Origin of the sequence: Holdemania sp. 1001095H_141210_F2, assembly GCF_015558105.1 — a bacterium.
In the GTDB taxonomy this organism is placed as follows: Bacteria; Bacillota_I; Bacilli_A; order Erysipelotrichales; family Erysipelotrichaceae; genus Holdemania.
In genome coordinates this window covers 1-20,855 of record NZ_JADNPO010000042.1, presented here as the reverse complement: position 1 = coordinate 20,855, position 20,855 = coordinate 1, and the positions used below count along the sequence as shown (strand labels likewise).

General features: G+C 53.1%; 18 protein-coding genes, 1 tRNA gene and 1 other annotated feature. Of the genes, 18 read left to right on the top strand and 1 reads right to left on the bottom strand.

Annotated elements, in window-relative coordinates; genetic code table 11:
* The coding region (locus tag I2G61_RS15565) for a hypothetical protein (RefSeq protein ID WP_229100787.1) at positions 1-304 on the top strand (304 nt) is incomplete at its 5' end.
* A gap of 221 nt (positions 305-525) precedes the next feature.
* Here the strand turns inward: I2G61_RS15565 and rnhC are convergent.
* Positions 526-1,428: a ribonuclease HIII gene (gene rnhC, locus I2G61_RS15560; RefSeq protein WP_072684344.1), complete on the bottom strand. Its 903-nt coding sequence runs from the start codon at positions 1,426-1,428 to the stop codon at positions 526-528.
* A gap of 88 nt (positions 1,429-1,516) precedes the next feature.
* Between rnhC and I2G61_RS15555 the strand changes: the two genes are divergently transcribed.
* The 17 genes from I2G61_RS15555 (at position 1,517) to I2G61_RS15475 (ending at position 20,712) form a co-directional block, all read left to right on the top strand.
* On the top strand, positions 1,517-2,194 hold the full coding sequence (locus tag I2G61_RS15555; protein ID WP_006059176.1) for a CvpA family protein: 678 nt from the start codon (positions 1,517-1,519) through the stop codon (positions 2,192-2,194).
* Between the two features lie 2 nt (positions 2,195-2,196).
* Positions 2,197-4,530, top strand: coding sequence for an endonuclease MutS2 (locus I2G61_RS15550; RefSeq protein WP_072684345.1), 2,334 nt, complete (start codon positions 2,197-2,199; stop codon positions 4,528-4,530).
* Positions 4,527-6,290, top strand: a complete 1,764-nt coding sequence (gene uvrC, locus I2G61_RS15545) for an excinuclease ABC subunit UvrC (protein WP_072684346.1) — start codon at positions 4,527-4,529, stop codon at positions 6,288-6,290. The genes I2G61_RS15550 and uvrC overlap by 4 nt, the downstream gene beginning before the upstream one ends.
* A gap of 48 nt (positions 6,291-6,338) precedes the next feature.
* Positions 6,339-6,542 carry a helix-turn-helix transcriptional regulator gene (locus I2G61_RS15540; RefSeq protein ID WP_006059179.1) on the top strand — a complete coding sequence of 68 codons (204 nt, stop codon included), beginning with the start codon at positions 6,339-6,341 and terminating at the stop codon, positions 6,540-6,542.
* Between the two features lie 59 nt (positions 6,543-6,601).
* On the top strand, positions 6,602-7,615 hold the full coding sequence (locus I2G61_RS15535) for a M15 family metallopeptidase (protein WP_072684347.1): 1,014 nt from the start codon (positions 6,602-6,604) through the stop codon (positions 7,613-7,615).
* On the top strand, positions 7,612-8,346 hold the full coding sequence (locus I2G61_RS15530; protein WP_195548437.1) for a glutamate racemase: 735 nt from the start codon (positions 7,612-7,614) through the stop codon (positions 8,344-8,346). The genes I2G61_RS15535 and I2G61_RS15530 overlap by 4 nt, the downstream gene beginning before the upstream one ends.
* Before the next feature lie 196 nt (positions 8,347-8,542).
* Positions 8,543-9,529, top strand: a complete 987-nt coding sequence (locus tag I2G61_RS15525) for a GerMN domain-containing protein (RefSeq protein WP_072684349.1) — start codon at positions 8,543-8,545, stop codon at positions 9,527-9,529.
* Positions 9,530-9,569: 40 nt separating this feature from the next.
* Positions 9,570-10,043 carry a metallophosphoesterase gene (locus I2G61_RS15520; protein ID WP_195548436.1) on the top strand — a complete coding sequence of 158 codons (474 nt, stop codon included), beginning with the start codon at positions 9,570-9,572 and terminating at the stop codon, positions 10,041-10,043.
* Positions 10,044-10,198: 155 nt separating this feature from the next.
* Positions 10,199-10,417 (top strand): hypothetical protein, encoded by a 219-nt coding sequence (locus tag I2G61_RS15515; protein ID WP_195548435.1) that lies wholly within the window; start codon positions 10,199-10,201, stop codon positions 10,415-10,417.
* Positions 10,418-10,726: 309 nt separating this feature from the next.
* Positions 10,727-10,803, top strand: a tRNA-Arg gene (locus tag I2G61_RS15510).
* Between the two features lie 144 nt (positions 10,804-10,947).
* Positions 10,948-11,679: a hypothetical protein gene (locus I2G61_RS15505; protein ID WP_072684352.1), complete on the top strand. Its 732-nt coding sequence runs from the start codon at positions 10,948-10,950 to the stop codon at positions 11,677-11,679.
* Positions 11,680-11,737: 58 nt separating this feature from the next.
* The gene (tig, locus tag I2G61_RS15500; RefSeq protein WP_072684353.1) at positions 11,738-13,012 is read left to right on the top strand and encodes a trigger factor; all 1,275 of its coding nucleotides are present in this window, start codon (positions 11,738-11,740) and stop codon (positions 13,010-13,012) included.
* Positions 13,013-13,072: 60 nt separating this feature from the next.
* Positions 13,073-15,391, top strand: coding sequence for an endopeptidase La (gene lon, locus I2G61_RS15495; RefSeq protein ID WP_072684354.1), 2,319 nt, complete (start codon positions 13,073-13,075; stop codon positions 15,389-15,391).
* Entirely contained in the window at positions 15,392-15,994 is a 603-nt protein-coding gene (gene yihA, locus I2G61_RS15490) for a ribosome biogenesis GTP-binding protein YihA/YsxC (RefSeq protein ID WP_072684355.1), read from the top strand.
* Between the two features lie 75 nt (positions 15,995-16,069).
* Entirely contained in the window at positions 16,070-16,852 is a 783-nt protein-coding gene (locus I2G61_RS15485; RefSeq protein ID WP_072684356.1) for a LysM peptidoglycan-binding domain-containing protein, read from the top strand.
* A gap of 193 nt (positions 16,853-17,045) precedes the next feature.
* Positions 17,046-17,702 (top strand): DJ-1/PfpI family protein, encoded by a 657-nt coding sequence (locus I2G61_RS15480; RefSeq protein ID WP_072684357.1) that lies wholly within the window; start codon positions 17,046-17,048, stop codon positions 17,700-17,702.
* A gap of 136 nt (positions 17,703-17,838) precedes the next feature.
* Positions 17,839-18,047 (top strand) — a binding site (T-box leader).
* Positions 18,048-18,102: 55 nt separating this feature from the next.
* The gene (locus I2G61_RS15475) at positions 18,103-20,712 is read left to right on the top strand and encodes a valine--tRNA ligase (protein ID WP_195548434.1); all 2,610 of its coding nucleotides are present in this window, start codon (positions 18,103-18,105) and stop codon (positions 20,710-20,712) included.
* Positions 20,713-20,855: the final 143 nt, after the last annotated feature.

The following is a 20,855-nucleotide window of genomic DNA, read 5'->3' as shown; positions in this document are numbered from 1 at the left end:
GAGAATGAGCAGTGATCCGGCAATGCGGGATGCGGCGTTTGAGCATAACCGGCGGATGATGGACATGGCGCAGCTGCGCTATGAAGGCAAACAGGAAGGTTTGGCAGAAGGCATTGAGAAAGGCATCGAAAAGCAACGATTAGAAACCGCAAGGGAAATGTTGAGAAATCATTGTGATGATCAGCTCATCCAGCTCTGCACCAAGATCAGCCTTCAACAACTGGAACAGTTAAAGAAAGAAATCGTTCCCGGTTTCAATCAAATCGAGGACGACTCAGAGCAATCCCATCTGGCAAGCGACTGAAAATAGTGAGGGGGATCAGGTGAAAAAATCAGTAACCTGTGTTACGGTTAGTCCGCTGTATTTTACGATCTGGAACATCGGATGATCAATTAGAGCTTTTCAGAGGCAGACAGCAGAGGATCGCAAAAATTGATTTTCATGAGAAGACCCGTTCCGGGTCTTTTTCAATAGCAGCGCATAAAAAAAAAGCAGAATTTCTCCTGCTTCAGCGATTTTCTTCTTTATAACAAATCGGCGACTTTCTCCGTATTTTTGAAATGCAGCTTCGCTACTTCTTTTAAATGCTGCTCGCCGTGTTTTTTGACGAAGGCCGCACCATCCTGATCGACAACGCTGCCGGCGCCTTTGGAAAACGACATATCCCATTGTTTCTCCATCGCATCCCAGGCTTTGAGGAATGCGCAGCGGGCGATCATGGAAGCGCAGGCGACGGCAGGATAATGACTTTCCGCTTTGGTTTCAAAATGCAGGCCGCGGACGATTTCTTTTTGCCCTTGACAATACCGATAATAGCTGGCTTGGGGCGTGAACTGATCGACGATCGCCGCCTGCGGCAGACTCCCGCGCTTACGCTTGAGATGCCCATACGCCTGATTATGCAGGATCGCCTTGATCTGGTTCATATTGCACTGGGTATGGATCTGATTGTATTTGACCGGCGGCAGAATCAGCAAGGAATACGCTAGCCGTTCCATTAAAAGCGGCGCGGTCTGCAGAATCACTTCGTCGTTGATCTGCTTGGAGTCGTTGACTTTTAATTCCTGCAGCCATGCCAGATCCTGCTGCTCGACGGCGCAGGCGCATACGCAGACGGAACCGAAATAATCGCCGGTGCCAACCTCGTCGCTGCCGGCATGGGTTTGTTTGGCGAAACGTCGAAAATCAGACTTTCCCTGGCTGAGGTTGGTATTTTCCAGTCGATCTTCGGTCTGAAACGGCGCAGCGTAAATCATCGCGTCCTTTCCCTGAAAGACGACTTTATTGGATTGGTAAGCGGTAATCGTGCAGTTTTCCGGCTTGAGCTGATAGCGCGCATAGGCCGGGGCTTTGACTTCAAACTCGCTCCAGGCAGCGTACAAACGCTCGATCTGGGAGCTTGTCAGCAGCAGTGTTATCGTGTTCATGGATTCACCTCTGGTACTTATGATAACACAGGATTTGCAAAATCGCTTGTTTTTCGGTATCATGTTCCTCAGGTAGGAGTGATGGAAAATGGTAATTGAGAGCCAGACTTATATGGTAATTAACGCCGCGGTGCTGATCCTGGCGGCGATTCAGATTTTGATCGGGGTAAAACGGGGCTTTTTAATCCAGCTGATGGACTGCGTGGGTTTGCTTCTGTCGCTGTTTGCCGCGTGGCTGTTCTCGCCGGTGCTGGCGGAGTGGGCCGCGATCGTTCCAGCGTCGCTGAATCCGGCGCGGGATACGGTGCTGGGACCCTGGGTGTATGGCTTGATGAATCAGATCGTCTGGTTTATCGCCGTGTTTATCATCTGTAAGCTGATTCTGTTGCTGGTTCGTCCGGTGGTGAAAATGCTGGGGAAAATCCCGCTGGTCAAACAGGCCAATCAGCTGTTAGGCGGTTTGTTCGGGTTGGTCAATACCGGGATCTGGCTGGTCGTCTTTTCGATCCTGCTGATGCTTCCGTTTTTTGAAAACGGGCAGCAAGTGATCGACGCGACGCTGTTGTCGATGCCTGGCAAGGCCGCGGCGGTAATCAATGAAAAACTGCTGGAAATGCCGCAGGATGAAAATCAGCTGCAGAAGCTGGTGGATGGCTGGGATCAGCTGACCGACGAGGACCGCACCTTGATAAAAGACTGGCTGAATGACAATCAGCTGACCTTTCAAAATCTTCAAGCTTTACTGAATTCACTGAAAGGAGAATAACGATGAACAGTAGCAACGGCCTGGAGCTGGCGCTGATTAAGCAGCAAATCGCTCAGCTCTGCGCCTTTTCGTTAGGAAAACAAAAAATTGAGGAATTGCAGCCAAGCTTTTCGCCGTTGGTCATTGTGAAGGAAAACCGGCGGATCGCGGAAGCGCTGCAGGCTGTAATTCAATTCGGTCCGATGCCGTTTTATGGAATCCGCGATCTTTCGCGGTCCTTGCATACGGTGCTGCGGGACGGCGTCTGTACGCCTCAGGAACTCATTCAGGCGGCCGATCATGCCCGCGGTGTCAGCGGCGCGCAAGGGTATCTGAAATCCGTGGAGCTGCCCTGCAAGGAAATCCATGAGCTGGCGGATACCATGGAGCCGCATCTGGAAGTCGCCGAACAGCTGGAACGCTGTTTTACGCCCTATGGCGAAGTGCTCGACAGCGCGTCGCCGGAGCTGAAGCAGATCCGCCGCAGTCTGCATCAGACGGAAGCCGAGCTGGTGCGGGAAAGCCAGCGCTTCGTTCAGTCGCATGCGAGTCTGTTGACGGATTCGATCACGACGACCCGCAACGGCCGGATCGTGGTCCTGGCAAAAATTTCGGAGAAAAACAGTCTGGGTGGGTTTGTCCACGGCGAGAGTGCTTCGGGCGCGACAGCGTATGTCGAGCCGGGCTGTCTGATCGAGCTGAACAACCGCAAGCAGACGCTGATCTCCCGCGAACAGGATGAGATCGACCGGATTCTCGTCGAATGCAGCCGTTTGTTAAAAAGCGTTGCCGAACCGTATTTAGCTAATCTGGAAACGCTGGCGATCCTGGACGCGCTGTTCGCCAAGGCTCAGTGGGGCCAGCGTCATAACGGCGTCGTCGCGAAGCTGTCGGAAGGGCGGACGCTGGTTCTGAATCAGGCCCGCCATCCGCTGATCGATCCGAAGACGGTCGTCGCCAACACGTATCGGATTATCGAACCGCAGAAAATGCTGATGATCACCGGCCCGAATACCGGCGGTAAAACTGTTTCGTTAAAGATTATCGGACTGTTTGTGTTAATGAGCTACTGCGGCATTCCGGTGTGCTGCGAGGATGCGGAAATCCCGCTGTTTGATCAGGTGTTTGTCGATATCGGCGATGATCAGTCGATCGTGCAGTCGCTGTCGACGTTTTCCGCGCACCTGGCGAAGCTGGCCGACGTGACTCAGCACGCAACGAAAAAATCGTTGGTTCTGCTGGACGAATTAGGCTCCGGCACCGATCCGAAGGAAGGCGAAAGTCTGGCGATCGCCGTACTGAACGATCTGCGCGAGAAGGGCTGCTTAAGCGTTGTCACCACCCATTATGGACGTTTAAAGCTTTATGGCAAGCGGCATGAGGACATTCTGGTCGCGTCGGTACAGTTCGACGTGGAGAAGATGATGCCGACCTATCATTTTATCGAAGGCCTGAGCGGTCAGTCGAACGCCTTTGAAATTGCCCGTCGATTCGGTTTGAAAGAGAAAATTATCCGGGAAGCGGAGTTTTTAAAGCGCCAGCAGCGTTCCCAGGAGGACGAGCTGATCGAGAAGCTGGAAGCCCAGATTTTGGAAAATCAACAATTGAAGGAAAAACAGGAAGCGCTGATCGCGCAGACGGAGCAGCAGCGGCAGCACCTGGAGCGCGAGCTGCAGAAGCTGAGCGAAGAAAAACAGCGGATTCTCGACGCGGCGGAAAAACAGGCGCAGAAGCAGCTGGAAGAGGTAAAAGCGGAAGGCGAGGCGCTGTTGGAAGAATTGCGTCAAAGTCAAAAGACGATGAAGCTGCATGAGATCATCGAGAAGCAGCATCAGCTTAACGCCCTGGGCAAAAGCGAAGCCCAGCTGGAAGAGGAAGCCAATGACGAGCCGGAACCGCAGTTTCAGGTCGGCGCCTTTGTGGAATTGAAAAAATCCAGTCAGATCGCCGAGATTCTGCAGCTGAAGCGCAATCAGGCTGTCGTCGATCTCAACGGCATCCGCACGACTGTCAAGCTGGAAGACATGCGGCCGACCCAGCGGCGGAAAAACAAGCCGGCGCCCTCCGGCATGTCGATGAAGGCGCTGCGCGCGAAGACCGTGAATCTGGAATGCAATATCATCGGCTGCCATGTTCAGGATGGGCTGGAAATTGTCGACAAATATCTCGACGACGCCGTTGTCGCCCGGATCGGCTCCGTCCGAATTATCCACGGCGCGGGCACCGGCGTGCTGCGCAAAGCGGTTCAGGAGAAGCTTAACCGCGACAAGCGCGTCGAGAGCTGGCGGATCGGCGGTGCGGGTGAAGGCGGCGCCGGAGCAACCGTCGTCACGCTGAAGACGGGGAAAGCGAAATGATCAGCTCCGCACTGAAGGCCAAGCTGCAGACGCTGCCGTTAGAGCCCGGCTGCTATCTGATGAAGGACAAAAATGACACGATCATCTATGTCGGCAAGGCCAAGAAACTGAAAAACCGCGTCAACCAGTATTTTGTAGGCGCGCACAATTACAAGACGACCAAGCTTGTCAGCAACATCGTTGACTTCGACTACATCGTCACCTCCAGCGAGAAGGAAGCGCTGGTGCTGGAAATCAATCTGATCAAGAAATATCGTCCGCGCTACAACATCATGTTCATGGACGATTCCTCTTATCCCTATATCAAGCTGACCCATGAAGCCTATCCGACGCTGCGGGTTGTGCGCGACGCCAAGAAAGACCGCAAGGCGAAATACTACGGTCCGTTCCCGGACGCTTCGGCGGCGCATCAGACGATGAAGCTGCTCAACCAGCTCTATCCGCTGCGCAAGTGCGATAAAATGCCGAAGAAGCTGTGCCTGTACTATCACATCGGACAGTGTCTGGGGCCCTGCGAGCTGAACGTCGACCCGGAAATCTACAAGGAAATCTCCGAGAAAATCACCCGCTTTCTGCGCGGGGACGTCAAGGATCTGGTCAGCGAGCTCAAGTCCAAGATGAACGCCGCGGTAGAAGAACTGGCGTTTGAAAAAGCCCGCGAGTACCGCGATCTGATCACGTCGATCGAGCACATCACCGACAAGCAGCAGGTTCAGGTTGAGGACAACAAGGACCGCGACGTATTCGCCTGTTACGCGGATAAGGGCTACCTTGCGATCCAGGGCTTCTTCATCCGCTCCGGCAAGCTGCTGGAACGCCAGCTGTCGCTGACGCCGCTGTATGGCGATCCGGAGGAAGAACTGATTTCCTTTTTAATGCAGTATTATCAGAATCACCCGCTGCCTCAGGAAGTGATCGTGCCGCTGGAGCTGGATATCGAAGCGCTGCAGGAGGTCATCACCTGCAAGCTGATCCAGCCGGTCAAGGGCTACCGCAAAAAGCTGCTGGATATGGCGTCCAATAACGCCAAGACCAATTTGCTTCAAAAATTTGAAGTGATGGAGCGGCAGAATGAAACGACGGAGGAATCAATGCGGCAGCTGGCGCAAAAGCTGCGGATACCCGGCTTGTCCCGGATTGAGATCTTCGATAACTCGCATATTTCCGGCGCCTTCACCGTTGCGGGCATGGTCGTATTCGAGGACGGCTTGCCATGTAAAAACGATTACCGGCTGTTTAAGCTGCATACTGAAAACAGCGACGTCGACTCGATGAAGGAAGTGCTGTACCGGCGCTATTTCCGGCTGTTGAACGAAGGTGGACGGTTTCCTGACCTGCTTTTAGTCGACGGTGGTCTGACTCAGATTGAAGCGGCGAAGGAAATTCTCGGTTCGCTTGATCTGGATATCCCGATCTGCGGCCTGGTGAAAAACGACAAACATCAGACGTCCAGTCTGATGAACGAACGTCTGGAGATCGTCGACGTCGAACCGGGATCGCCGCTGTTCTTCTTATTAATGCGGATGCAGGACGAAGTCCACCGCTTCGCGATCAGCTATCACCGCAAGCTGCGTCAGAAAGCCCAGACAAAGTCGATTCTGGATGAAATCGACGGGGTCGGCGAAGTCCGCAAGAAGAAGCTGATGAACACATTTAAAAGTTTTAAGCGGTTAAAAGAAGCGACGGTTGAGGAGATCGCCCAGGTTGTGCCGCAGGAAGTCGCGGAAAGAATTTTTGAGACGCTGCATGTGGAACCTTAACCCCGTTGTCCTGCATACTATGGTTTAGAAACCAAGAGGAGGACAGCGATGAAAAAGATTCTGACCCGGCGGGAGAAGGAAGTCTTTGATCTGTTGGTCAGCAATTACGATACGAAAGAGATCAGTGAACAGCTGAACATCAGTGAGAAAACCGTCCGCAACCACATCTCCAACGTGATCCTGAAGCTTGCCGTCAAAGGGCGGGCGCAGGCCGTGGTGGAGCTGATCCGATGCCGCGAAATTGAAATCTAGCCCCCAAGAGGGGGCTATTCTTTTCGATTTATGTTATACTAAGATATGAGGTGGTTTTTTTGAAAATCAAACGCTTGCTTTTTGTCGCGGCGGTTGCCGCGTTATGCGCCGGGTGTTTAATCGTGATGAATATCCGCTATGACCGGCTTTCCCGCTATCCGTATCAGGATCCGAAAAGCCGCGCGCTGATCGACGAATACTTAAGCGATGAGGACATCGAGTATATCATCGAATATTCGATTGCCCCTTCGACATTTGTACCGTATATCCAGGCGGAGCGGTTCAGCGTTTATCATGCCCCGGAATACAACTACATGGAGGAGGCATTCTCCTACCGCAATTACGCGCCGGCCCTCATCGTCAAGATGGTAGAGGAAACGCGCGATCAGATCGCAGTGCAGGATCTGGCGCAGCTGATGCTGGTGTACAGCTACGAGGAAGTCAAGGACTGGCTGGACCGCGGCGATCCGTATTACCGCAGCGCCACGCTGGTGCTCGATCCGTCAGCGCTGGATACGCTGGTGGACGACGATCACACGATCGCCACGCATGTGCCGCTGCATTTGGAAGCGTTAGCGGACATCCCGCAGCTGACTGTCGAAGTTAACGGCGAGGAAAAGCCGATTCTGGTAGACGTGCGGCTGCAGCAGCCGCTGCGGCAGCTGTGCGAGGCGGCGGAGGCGGAGGTCAGCACGCGGGCCTGCGGCGGGCTGATCGTCACCGAAGGTTACGTCAGTTATCCAAAACAGGAAGAATTGTATAAGCAGGCGAAGGAACAATATGGTTCCTCGGCGATCCTGTATGTCGATTATCCCGGCCACAGCGAGCATCAGCTCGGTCTGGCTGTCGATTTTGCCGCAACAGGCAAGCAGTCGGAAGATTTCAGCACGACTGTGCAGTCTCAATGGCTGCAGGAAAACGCCTGGCGGTTTGGCTTCGTCCAGTCCTATACGGAAGACAAGGTCACGGAAACCAACAAGCTGGCCCGGCCGGAACACTACCGGTATGTCGGCCCGGCGCTGGCCCGGCAGCTGGTTGAGGAACATCACACATTGAAAGAAGGCACAGAATGATCGGCGTTTTTGATTCAGGAATCGGCGGGCTACGGTTATTGGATAAGCTTCGCCAGCGGTGGCCGCAGGAAGATTTTGTTTACCTGGCGGATCAGGCACACGTCCCGTACGGTTCGCTGGACCGCGATACATTACTGGATTTGTTGCAGCTGAATCTGAACTGGCTGGAAAAACAGGGAGCCGAGCGGATCGTGGTCGCGTGCAACACGGCCAGCGCGACCGGCATCGCCCGCCGTTATCGCGGTCAGGCGCAGATCGTGGAGATTATCTCCAAGACATGTGAACAAATTCCGGCTTCGACTGCGAAGATTCTCGTGCTGGCGACGCCGTTTACCGCCCAGTCGCATCGCTACCAGCAGGTTCTGGCGCGGCAGCTTCCGCAGGCGGAGGTCAAGGAAGTCGGCTTGAGTTGTCTGGCGTTTATGATCGAGCATCTCTGTCCGAAGCAGGAAATTGAAGCGTATCTGAAGGGTGAACTGAACGCTTATCGAGATCGCTACGACGTTGCGGTTCTGGCCTGCACGCATTTTCCTTTCGCGCGCGATCAATTTGCGAAGGTGCTGGGAATCCCTTTGATCGATTCGGAAAGCATCGCGCTCGAGGCGCCGGCCCAGCCCGGAAAGGGCACGCTGCGGATCGCGACGACCGGCAGTGTCGAGCTGTTAAATCGGCAACTGCGTGGCTTGATGAACTGGGATGTTCCCTGCGAACATGTCCAGATTGAAATCTGAGCGAAGTCTTGTCGGGGGATCAGGAGAATCGAACGAGCCCCTGTTGCTTTGGAATAAGCTGGAAGAAGAATGGGAAAACCCGTTCTTTTTTTGTTGAAGGAGAAAGCCTGGCCAATTTCCAATGCCGAAAATTCAACTCCCTGCGGCATCATTTTGAATGCCATCGGTGCATAGACTGTGACAGGAGGGGATGTTCATGAAAATCAAACCTGAAACGTTGAAGCAGGGCGCGGCTCTGATGTTCGGCGCGGTCGCATTGGCCGCTTATCTCACTACCGTGCTGTGGCCTTCCCGCTCGCAGCCGGTTCAGACCGTCAGCGGATCCGATACGAGTGGGGATATGGTTCAAGTCTACTTGCTGGACGAAGACGCGACGCTGATTCCCTATACGCTGGGGATTGAGGAAGGGCTGGATTTAAACCAGAAGGTAGCCGAGGTTCTGCGGTTGATGACGATCGGCAACGAGCCGGTGCAGGGAGTGCGCGGACTTTTGCCAAACAATGCTCAGCTGGAAAACTGCGCGCTGCAGGGCAGCCAGCTTTCACTTTACTTCCCGGAGAATTTCCGTAATTATGATCCCAAGACGGAAATGCGGTTATTGGAAGGACTGACATGGGCGGTCACGCAGTTTGACGAAGTCAGCGAGGTTCTGCTTTATTTGGCCGGTGAACCGCTGACGCACATGCCGCAGCTGTCGACGCCGGTGCCGATGCCGTTAAACCGGCAGATTGGAATCAATAATTTTGAGAATACGGTCAACCGCCTGCACGACAGCCATTCGTTGACAGTGTTCTATACGCGTCAGAAAAACGGCTCCAGCGTCTACGTGCCGAAAACGCTGCGCATCAGCAATCAGACGAGTCTGCAGGACAAGCTGTCTTCCATTCTGGCGGACATCGGCGTGTTCAGCCAGCTGAAGCAGCCGTTGGCAGGGACTCCGCTGACGGTACTGGATTGTTCGTTGGACGAAGACCTGTTGACGATCAACGTCAGCGGCGAGATTCTGGACGAGGAGAAGAAGGTCAACGAAGAACTGGTTACCAGTCTGCTTCTGAGTATTCAAAGCTCGCTGGGCGTCAGTCAGGTTCAGCTGCAGGTCGATGGTGTCACGGTCAATCTCAGCGGCGTCAACGACGATCCGATCGACCTGAATTCCTTAATTCTCAATCAAATATTGCTTTAAGGAAGGCGGCAAATCTGATATTATAAGTACAGGTGGTAAAATGAAGATAGTAGTGGTGAGCGATAACCACGGTCGGAGTGAACCGCTGGAGCAGATTTTAGAGCTTCATCGGGATGCGGATGTGTTTATCCATTGCGGGGACAGCGAATTGCCGCCGCAGTTTTTACAGGGGTATGTGTGCGTCAGGGGCAACAATGATTTTTATTATGAATATCCGGAGATGAAAATTTTAGAGCTGGAGGGTCATCGCATGATGATCGTTCATGGTCATCATCATCTGTATATGGGCCAGCTTGACATATTGGTCAGCAAAGCGCGGCGGCAGGGCTGCGACTTTGTGTTTTACGGCCATACGCATATCTTTTCCAGCCAGCAGCGCGACGGCGTGATTCTTGTGAATCCGGGCGCGCTGTCCCGTAACCGCGACGGCACGCCGCCCTGTTACGCGGTGATTACGATCGAAGGGAGCGACGTCAGTATTGACCGCGTCAACTGGACGCGGCCCCGGGACTGAAGACCTTCTGCGCTTACAATCACGCAGAGAAGAAGTTGAAAATCACCGGAGTGCGCTGATCTTCAACTTTTCCTGTTTGCCGATCACAGGCGAAGGCCAGGACTGACCGGTTGCGAATCGGTCTGCTTGATTGGCGCCGGATGTATCAAAGGGTCATGCGGAAAGAAGTTCAATCATGGGAAAAATTAAAATTTATAAAACTTAGATGCCGGAAATGCGGCGATATCATCGAAAGTTTTTCCGTCCATGACTTTGAGTTTTGCCGCTGCGGCGCGGTCGCCGTGGATGGCGGGCATGAATATTTAAAGCGATGTGGTAATTTGGAAGAGATTGAAGATTTCAGCGAAGTTGAGGAGAATGACGAATCAAATTGAGCGCCATGAACGGAACGAACGGAGCGAAGCCGTTTGAACATCGCCAGATCCCTTTTGCTTTAAGCGTGAATATTCTTTAAACTGGATCTGAAAAGCGTGCGGCAATCCCGTTCATTGCCTTCTATTCATGGACCATCAGGGAGAATTACAAAAAGATCAAAGGTTTCCGGGTTCTGCGCATAAGGAACCAAACTTTCCTGTGTCATAGCGGCAGTCCCTGCAGCAGTAACAAAATATGCCAAAATCGCTTGCATTCTTCAACACTTTTTGATATTATGATTGAGCGTTCAAAACATGATAGAAAACAATGTCCCGGTAGCTCAGCTGGATAGAGCATGCGCCTTCTAAGCGCACGGTCAGGGGTTCGAGTCCCTTCCGGGACGCCACTTTGGAAAACCAGAAGTCCTTCATTGAAGGATTTTTTTGTACGATCGCAGGCAAAAAACATGCCGCTGCAAGCGGGGTGTGCTATAATAAGATCAGCCAAAAGAAGGATTCCTTCTTTTATTTTTGAACAAGGAGTGATGACGATGAGCTCAGGATTTTATGCGGAATGTCTTGAAGAAATCGCACAGCTGATCCGCCAGGGCCGCATTCAGGAAGCCCGCACGAAGGTGGATACGGAGCTGGCGATGCCCTATGTGCCTTCCGACGTGCTGCCGGCGCTGCAGGATTTTGATCGGCAGCTGCGCTTAATCGCGGCGGAAAACCGCAAGCCGGGCGTTGGGGTGATGAGCCTGGAGGAGATAGAGGAGAGCCTGAAAGGCGATCGCGAGCAGCAGCTGCGGGCGGTCGACGCGCTGCATGGGATGAATCTGCGCTCCTGCCTGGATTTGGTCCGCGCGTATCTGGAAACCGATCCTGATCCGCTCGCTTCGGCGCTGCTGATCGATTCGCTGATCGATCAACAGATCAGCGAGGAGCTGACGCTGAACCGGGATGGGATAGGCTATACGTTTATTCCCCGTTACCAGGAAGGGGCGGCGGAAAGCGACGGCTTTCTTTTGGCCCGCGCGTTGATCGGCGAATGGCTGGAAAACGAAAACCCTTCCTTATTTAATCTGTGCGAGCAGGTGTTGATCCGCGAGGCGTATCTGGCGCTGCCGCTGGGCTTTGAAGAAGCGGAGGGCATATCGCTTGCGGCCAGCTGCGTTCATCTCGTATACTGCAGTATGCATGATGAGGAGGGCTGGCGTCAGTTCGCGTCCCGGCATCAGCTTGAAAATGTCAATTTATTCGATTTAAAAAGCCAATTTATTTGAAATTCAGATAACTTTTGTTATAATAGAAAGGCTAGACATAAGGAGGACAAAGAAGTTTATGTCAACTTGGACACTAAAAGAAAAATCAACAGGCGAACTGAAAGTCACCATTGAGGGTGAAAACTGGAAAACGGCTCAGAAAAAAGCTTTTAATAAATTAGCGAAAGAACTGGAAATCCCGGGTTTCAGAAAGGGTTCTGTCCCAGCTGCCATGGCGAAAAAATATGTTCCGGCTCAGAAGATTATGCTGGAAGCCGTCGAGCATTGCGCGCAGGGTCTGCTGGACGCGGGCATCGAAGAGCACAAACTGTGGCCGATCTCCCGGCCGGAGCTGAACGTTGAGGAAATCAGCGAGGAAGCCGCGACGATGAGCTTTACGTTCGCGATCAAGCCGGAAGTCAAGCTGGGCGAATATAAAGGTTTAGCTTACGAAGTAGAAGAAACTTCAGTCAGCGAGGAAGAAGTGGAAGCGGAACTGAAGCGGATCCAGGAAAACTTCGCCGAGCTGGAAGTGAAGGAAGACGGCGAAGTCGAAAACGGCGACACCGCGGTCATCGACTTTGAAGGTTTCAAGGACGGCGTTGCGTTTGAAGGCGGCAAGGGCGAAAACTATCCGCTGGAGATCGGTTCCAACAGCTTCATCCCGGGCTTTGAAGAACAGCTCATCGGTATGAAGAAGGAAGAAACGAAGGACATCAACGTCACGTTCCCGGAAAACTATCAGGCTGCTGAGCTGGCTGGACAGCCGGTTGTCTTCAAGGTTACGGTTCACGAAATCAAAGCGAAGGTGCTGCCGGAGCTGAACGACGATCTCGCGAAGGACGTCAACGCTCCGGATGTGGAAACCATGGACGACTTAAAAGCGCTGATCCGCAAGAACCAGGAAGAACAGAAGCGGCAGAACGCGGAAAACGAAGCGACCAACAAGCTGATCAGCACGGTCGTCGACGCCTGCGAAGTGGAAATTCCGGAAGTCATGATCAAGAATGAAACGGACGATATGATTCAGGATTACGCCAACCGTCTGCAGCAGCAGGGTATTTCCTTAACGCAGTTCTTCCAGATCACCGGGCAGAGCGAGGAAACGCTGCGCGAACAGATGGCGAAGGACGCTGAAAGCAAAGTCAAGCTGCGCTTAGTTCTGGACGCGATTGCGACGCAGGAAAATCTGGAAGTCGGCGAGGAAGATATTGATACGGAATACGGCCTGATCGCCTCTCAGTACAATATGGAAAAAGAGAAGGTCAAGGAACTGATTCCGGCGTCTTCGATCTCCTACGACGTCCGGCTGCGCAAGGCGCTGGACCTGATTAAGGATTCCACCAACAAATAAGACGCTTCGCGTCTTTTTTGACCTTTATAACACGTACTATTTCAGACAAGGAGGGTGTCAATGAACAACGAAAAAATGGAAATCAGTGTTCCGGTCATCGCTACACGAGGAATCATTGTTTTTCCCCAGCAGGACATCATGATTGAGGTCGGCCGGGAAAAGAGCATTCGTGCCGTTGAGGAAGCAGAAGAAAAGTTCGATGGTCATGTCTGGCTCGTCTGCCAGAAAGACATCATGGTTGACAATCCTGCTCCTTCAGATCTCTACACCTTTGGCACGCTGTGCCGGATCAAAAACATTCGCCGTAAAGAAGGCTTTATGCGGATTACCTTCAGCGGCCTGGAACGGGCAAAGCTTGTTTCGATTCAGGACGAGGACAAAATGTTTATGGCGACGGTGCTGCCGGTCGCGGATGAAGCCGGCGATAATCTCGAAGAGATGGCTTTGATCCGCCGGGTGGCCAAGGAATTCGAAAACATCGCATCCAGCGCCAACAATTTCCCGCCGGAGATCATCGCGCAGCTGACCAAGGGCGTTTCCGCCCCGACGCTGTCCGATCAGTTCGCGCAGTATTTCCCGCTGCCTTTGGAAAAGAAGCAGGTGCTGCTGGAAACGTTGAATGTCAACGAACGGCTGATGATGATCATCCAGGAGCTGGAAAAAGAAAAGCAGCTGTCCGACATTGAAAACAACATCAATGAAAAAGTCAAGGAGCGGATCGACGAATCGCAAAAGGAATATTATCTGCGCGAGAAGCTCCGCGCGATTAAAGAAGAACTGGGCGATGTGTCCAATCAGAGCGACGATTCCGAGGAACTGCGCCGGATGATCGAGGAAAACCCGTATCCGGAAGCGATCAAGGAAAAGGCCCGGGAAGAACTGGCGCGGTATGAAATGCTGCCGGGGGCATCCGGGGAAGCCGGGGTTGTGCGGACTTATCTCGACTGGCTCTTAGGCGTGCCGTGGTGGCAGGAAACCGAAGATAACGAAGACCTCAAGCTGGTGCAGCAGCGCCTGGATGAGGATCATTTCGGTTTGGAAAAGGTCAAAGACCGGATCATGGAATATCTGGCTGTCAAACAGATGACTCATTCGCTGAACGCGCCGATTCTGTGTCTGGTCGGGCCGCCGGGCGTCGGCAAGACGTCGCTGGCGAAGTCCGTGGCCAGAGCGCTGGATCGGAAGTTTGTCAAGGCATCGCTGGGCGGCGTGCGCGATGAAGCTGAAATCCGCGGTCACCGCCGGACGTATTTAGGCTCGCTGCCGGGCCGGATCATCCAGGGGATGAAGAAGGCCGGCGTCGTCAATCCGGTGTTCCTGATCGACGAAATCGACAAGATGGCCAGCGATTACAAGGGCGATCCGTCCAGCGCGATGCTGGAAGTGCTGGATCCGGAACAGAACAAGCTGTTCTCCGATAACTATCTGGAAGAACCGTACGATCTGTCGAAGGTCATGTTTATCGCGACGGCCAACACGCTCGACACAATTCCGGCGGCGCTGCGCGACCGTTTGGAAATCATCGAGCTGTCCTCATACACCGAGGTGGAAAAGGTCAGCATCGCTAAGGAACATCTGATTCCGAAGCAGGCTGAAATCAACGGCCTGAAGCCGAGTCAGTTTAAATTGGGCGAAGAAGAGCTGATTTATCTGATCCGTCATTACACCCGGGAAGCCGGCGTGCGTCAGCTGGAGCGGGTGATTGCTTCGCTGTGCCGCAAGAGCGTCCTGGCGATCATGAAGGATGGCAAGCGTTCGGTCAAGATCACGAAGAAGCTGATCGTGGAATGGCTGGGCAAAGAAAAATTTGAATACGGCGTCAAGGAGAAAAAAGATCAGATCGGCGTGGTAACCGGTCTGGCCTATACGTCCTTCGGCGGCGATATTCTGCCGGTTGAGGTAACTTACTTCGACGGGAAGGGCAAACTCATCGTTACCGGTCAGCTGGGCGACGTCATGAAGGAATCGACGGAAATCGCGCTGGACTATGTCAAAAGCAAAGCCGTCGAATTCAAGATTGATCCGGCTTTCTTCGATAAACACGATATCCACATCCATTGTCCGGAAGGCGCAGTGCCGAAGGATGGGCCGAGCGCCGGCGTCACGCTGACTACGGCACTGGTTTCCGCGATCACCCGGATGCCGGTTCATGCGAATCTGGCGATGACGGGTGAAGTCACGCTGCGCGGCAACGTGCTGCCGATCGGCGGTCTGCGTGAGAAATCGCTGGCGGCACACCGCAGCGGCATCTCGACGGTCATCATTCCGAAGAATAACGTCAAGGATCTTGACGAAGTTCCGGAAATTGTTAAGAATGACATTCATTTCATTCCGGTCGAAACGGTCGACCAGGTTATCCAGGAAGCGCTGGTTCGCTAAATGGAGATCAGGGAAGCCGAGCTTGTCGTCAGCGCGCCGTCCAAGGCACACTGGCCTGAAAGCGAACTGCCGGAGATCGTGCTGGCCGGCCGCAGCAACGTCGGCAAGTCCTCGCTGATCAACACGCTGTGCGGCCGCAAGGCGCTGGCCTATGTCGGCAACACCCCGGGCAAGACACGGTTGTTGAATTTCTTTGATATTGATCACCGCTTCATGTTCGTCGATGTGCCGGGCTATGGGTTTGCCAACGCGTCCAAGCAGATGCTGATCCAGTTCGGCGAGATGATGGAGGACTATTTCTCCAGCCGTTCACAGCTAAAAGGTCTGATTCTCTTAGTCGATATGCGGCACGCGCCGACGGAGGATGATATCACGATGGCGGACTACGCCCGTTATTATGAAATTCCGTTTGTGGTTGCCGCGACGAAACTGGACAAAGTGCCGCGCTCTCAGCAAAGCAAACAGATCAACGTTATCGCCAAGGCTCTGGCCTGTGCGCCGGAAGCGATCATTCCGTTCTCTTCCATCACGAAGCAGGGCCGGGAAGAACTGCTGGAAGCGATTGACGCCTTATTCAATCCAGAAGAGCCTGAATCCGAGTGATTCGGGCTTTTTTCATATTTTCCTCGGTTTGGCATACACTGAAATTGAAGCAGGAATGCTGGGGAGGAACCATAGATGAAACCAATGAAAATTGAGAAACGACTGGAGCTCAGCCGTCCGGTCGATCAAATTCTGCAATGCCAGATCACCAACGAGATTCAATATCATACTGAAGCCGACGGGATCCGGGCTTTAGGCTCCTTATGGGTCAAGGGGCAGGCGGCCGATGAACAGGGCGCTTATCCGCTGAACGAAGAAATCACGCTGGACGTTCTGGCGCCCTTGGATAAGCTGCAGGAACCGTCACAATTCCGGATCCGGCTGCATCATTACGACGCCCGGATCGAAGCCCGCGGGATGATTGTGACAATCTATCTGAATGTATACGGCATGAAAGAGGAAAGGGCAACCGCAATTCTGGAAACTCAGCCGGAGAAACGAGAGTCGGAGCCAACCCCGCTGCCGGAGATTACACAGCCAGCGGCGGAACCCACAGCGCTGACTCCGTCGGTCACTGAAGAGCCGGCTGCCGCTGCAGCACCGATCCTTCCGGCTGCGGCATCTGTGCAGGAGGAAAAAGCGCTGGCTGCGGAAGGGCCGGCTGTCAAAGAAAATACGGTCATGGACGAAGAAACGAACGATCCGGCGGAAGCGGCCGTCAACGAGGACGTCGGAGAAATCGAAGATTTGTTTGACGACGCGGAGAATGTCATCGTGACCAGCCGGTACATGCTGGCACAGATCAACGATACCTATGCTTCGATTGCCCAACGCTACGGGGTGAATGAAAAGCAGTTGATCGCCGTCAATCACAACAAGCCGCTGGAGGAAAAGACGCTGATCCTGCTGCCGCTGTAAGTGGCCAATCTGCAAGCTGTCAATCATGGTTGTAAGGAGGACTGGACACAGTCCTTTTTTTCTGGATTTGAGTAATATCAGAACAAAACCGGAGTTATCTGTCTTTTTAACAAGAACGAAAAGAAGGAAATAGCTTGCGATTCAGCTGAAATTCAGATACAGTGAAGTAAACAAGGTAAGGGAGGGGTATTGAATGAAAAAAACAGCGGTCATGATCTACCGGGCGTTTTGCATGCAGGAGATCAGCTGCCTGACCGATTGGTTAGTCGGATTGGGCAAACCGATGATCGTCTGCGCGGCGGATCATCAACCGGTGAAAACGGAAGAAGGCTTTACCGTGCTGCCGGAGTTCAGCTACGATGAAGTCAACCTTGACGAGATCGACTGCCTGATTCTTCCGGGAATCAGCGAATTTCCGGAAGTGTTAAAGGATCAGCGCCAGCTGGACTTTTTAGCCCGGTTCAAGGAGCGGCCGGATATTTTGATTGCCGCGATCTCCGTGTCCCCGGTGTTATTAGCGGCGGCGGGGTTGTTAAATGGGATTTGTTACTGCGGTGGATTTTATCAGGAAGTGCTGGACGATCTGCCGTTTATGGAAAAAGAAAATTTCCGCTTTGAGCCGATCGTCGTAGAGGGCAACATCATGACGGCTTTCGGCGGGGCGTTCCGTGAGTTTGCCTTAGCGGTGATGGAGAAACTGGGCTTCGAAGTGCCGGCGGAACCTTTCGGTCCGCTGGCTGAAAACTGGACTAGGGATAAGCTGAACTTCACGATGGAATCGGAGGTTGAAAAAACGTATTGGAAAAACGCGCTGGCGATGCTGAAACGGGAATGTCCGCAGTTTTTTTAAGAAGCGCGGCTGAACTTTTCGTCTATCACTTCGTTGGTTTGCTTTTTCGATGTATTCTAGCTTTTTTTCCTTTCCGGAGATGTCGGAATTCGTTGAAATTCGATTGACAAGCGGAGATCCAATGCCTATAATAAAGCCATCTACGTTGAACGGAAGAAGTAGCGGCTTTGGGAAATCAGAGAGCTCCCGGAAGGTGCAAGGGAGTCAGAAGAAGCAGTGAACAGTCGTCCGGAAGTTGATTTTCTGAATTTTAAGTAGGAAAATCCGAATGCCGTCGTTACTGGTGAAAGCGCATCTTTGATCAAAGATGAAGTAAGGTGGTACCGCGCGTCAAGCGTCCTTGTTGCAGGGCGCTTTTTTTGTTCAACGAAGGAAAATAAAAAAACAGGAGGAAGAACTGATGAAAAAGGAACTGGCCCCGAAATATAACCATCTGGATGTGGAGCAGGGCTATGACAACTGGATCAAAGAAGGCTATTTTACAGCCGGCGACAAAAGCAAGGATCCGTTCTGTATCGTGATCCCGCCGCCGAATGTCACCGGCAAGCTGCACCTGGGGCATGCCTGGGATACGACGCTGCAGGATATCATCGCCCGTTACAAGCGGATGCAGGGCTACGACATGCTTTGGGTTCCGGGCATGGACCACGCCGGCATCGCAACGCAGGCGAAGGTGGATGAACGCCTGAAAAAAGAAGGCGTTTCCCGCTATGATCTGGGCCGTGAGAAATTTCTGGAACGGGCTTGGGACTGGAAGGAAGAATATGCCGGGCATATTCGTCAGCAGTGGGCGAAGATGGGCCTGTCGCTGGACTACACCCGCGAGCGTTTCACACTGGACGAAGGCTTAAGCAAAGCCGTCGCCAAGGTTTTTGTCGACTACTACAACGACGGCCTGATTTATCAGGGCGAGCGGATCATCAACTGGGATCCGGCGGCCAAGACGGCGCTGAGCAACATCGAGGTTATTCATAAGGAAACCGAAGGTGCGATGTATACGTTCAACTACAAGGTCGTTGAAACTGGCGAATGCTTTCAGGTCGCAACGACCCGTCCGGAAACGATGTTCGGCGACGTCTGCGTCGTTGTGCATCCAGACGATGAACGGTTTAAGCATCTGATCGGCCTGCACGCCGTCAATCCGGCGAATGGGGACGAACTGCCGATCATCGGTGACGACTACATCGACATCGAATTCGGAACCGGCGCGATGAAATGTACGCCGGCCCACGATCCAAACGACTTCGCGATCGCCGAACGCCACCATCTGCCGCGGATCATCTGCATGAATCCTGATGCGACGATGAATGAGCGCTGCGGCGAGTTTGAAGGCATGGACCGCTTCGAATGCCGCAAACAGCTGACGGAAAAAATCCGTCAGGAAGGCAATTTGATCAACATCGAGAAACATATCCATCAGGTCGGCTATTCCGAACGGACCGACGTCATCGTTGAGCCGATGCTTTCCAAGCAGTGGTTTGTCCGCATGAAGCCGCTGGCCGAGGATGTTCTGAAGCATCAGGAATTGGCTGAGGAAAAGATCAACTTCTATCCGCCGCGCTTTGAAAAAACCTTCACGCAGTGGCTGGAAAACATTGAGGACTGGTGCATCTCCCGCCAGCTGTGGTGGGGCCATCGGATCCCGGCCTGGTATCATAAGGAAACCGGCGAGATTTACGTCGGCACGGAAGCGCCGCAGGATCTTGAGAACTGGAATCAGGATGAGGATGTTCTGGACACCTGGTTCTCCAGCGCACTGTGGCCGTTCTCGACGCTGGGCTGGCCGGATAAAACGCCGGATCTGGAACGTTATTATCCCAATGACGTACTGGTCACGGGTTATGATATCATTTTCTTCTGGGTCGCCCGGATGGCGTTCCAGGCCCGCTACTTTACAAAGTCCCGGCCGTTTAAGGATGTTCTGATCCACGGCCTGATCCGCGACGCCCAGGGCCGCAAAATGTCGAAATCGCTGGGCAACGGCGTCGATCCGATGGACGTCATCGCCAAGCACGGTGTCGACAGCCTGCGCTTCTTCCTGACGACCAATTCCACGCCGGGTCAGGATATGCGCTACATTGAGGAAAAGCTGGAAGCGTCCTGGAACTTCATCAACAAGATCTGGAATGCGTCCCGTTTCGTCATGATGAATATGCCGGAGGATTTCACGCTCGAGGACATCGACCTCAGCACGCTGTCGATCACCGACACCTGGATTCTCAACCGGTTGAATGAAACGATCGCCTCGGTGACCGCCAACATGGACAAGTATGAGTTCGCGCTGGTCGGCAACGAGCTGTACAGCTTTATCTGGGATGATTTCTGCAGCTGGTATATCGAATTAAGCAAAGCTGGATTGAACAGCGAGGATGCCCAGGTCAAGCGGGCGACCCAGTCGACGCTGATCGTCTGTCTGCGCGCGATCATCCGTCTGCTTCATCCGTTCATGCCGTTTGTCACCGAAGAAATTTACAGCGTCCTGCCGCATACCGAAAAAGCATGCTGCCTGGCGGCCTGGCCGACGCCGGTGGAAGGTCTGGACTTAAGCCATAACGAGGAAGTTGATCAGCTGATCTCCGTTATCAAGACGATCCGTCAGGTTCGCGTCGATTACAATCTGAAGCCGTCCGCGCCGCTGGCGATGACGATCCGGAACGCCCAGAACCAGCCGGTCGCTGTCGACGCTCCGATTGCTTCGATTTATGAGAAGATGTGCAAGGCCAGCTGGAAAGCGGAGCTGGATGGGGAAATGCTCATTCGTCCGATTTTAGGTGGATCTGTATGCATTCCGATGAGCGATGTCGTCGATCTGGAAGAGGAAAAAGCCAAACTCAAAAAAGAAGCCGAGCATCTGAACGCTGAAATCAAGCGTGCGGAAGGTATGCTTTCCAATGAACGCTTTGTCGCCAAGGCTCCGGCTGAGAAAGTCGAAGCGGAACGCAAAAAGCTGGAAACCTATAAGCAGCAGCTGGAAATCGTCCAGACCCGCTTGCAGGAAATTGAGAAATAAACGCTGTCAAAAAAATCTCAGCTTTCATGCAGAATTACCAAGTACCCGGTCCACAGGACCGGGTTTTCTTGTGGACGACCGATTTTAAGGCTCTTTCAAAAATAGTGTTGGTGAGAGAAAAACCGAAACAAGAAAGACGCAGA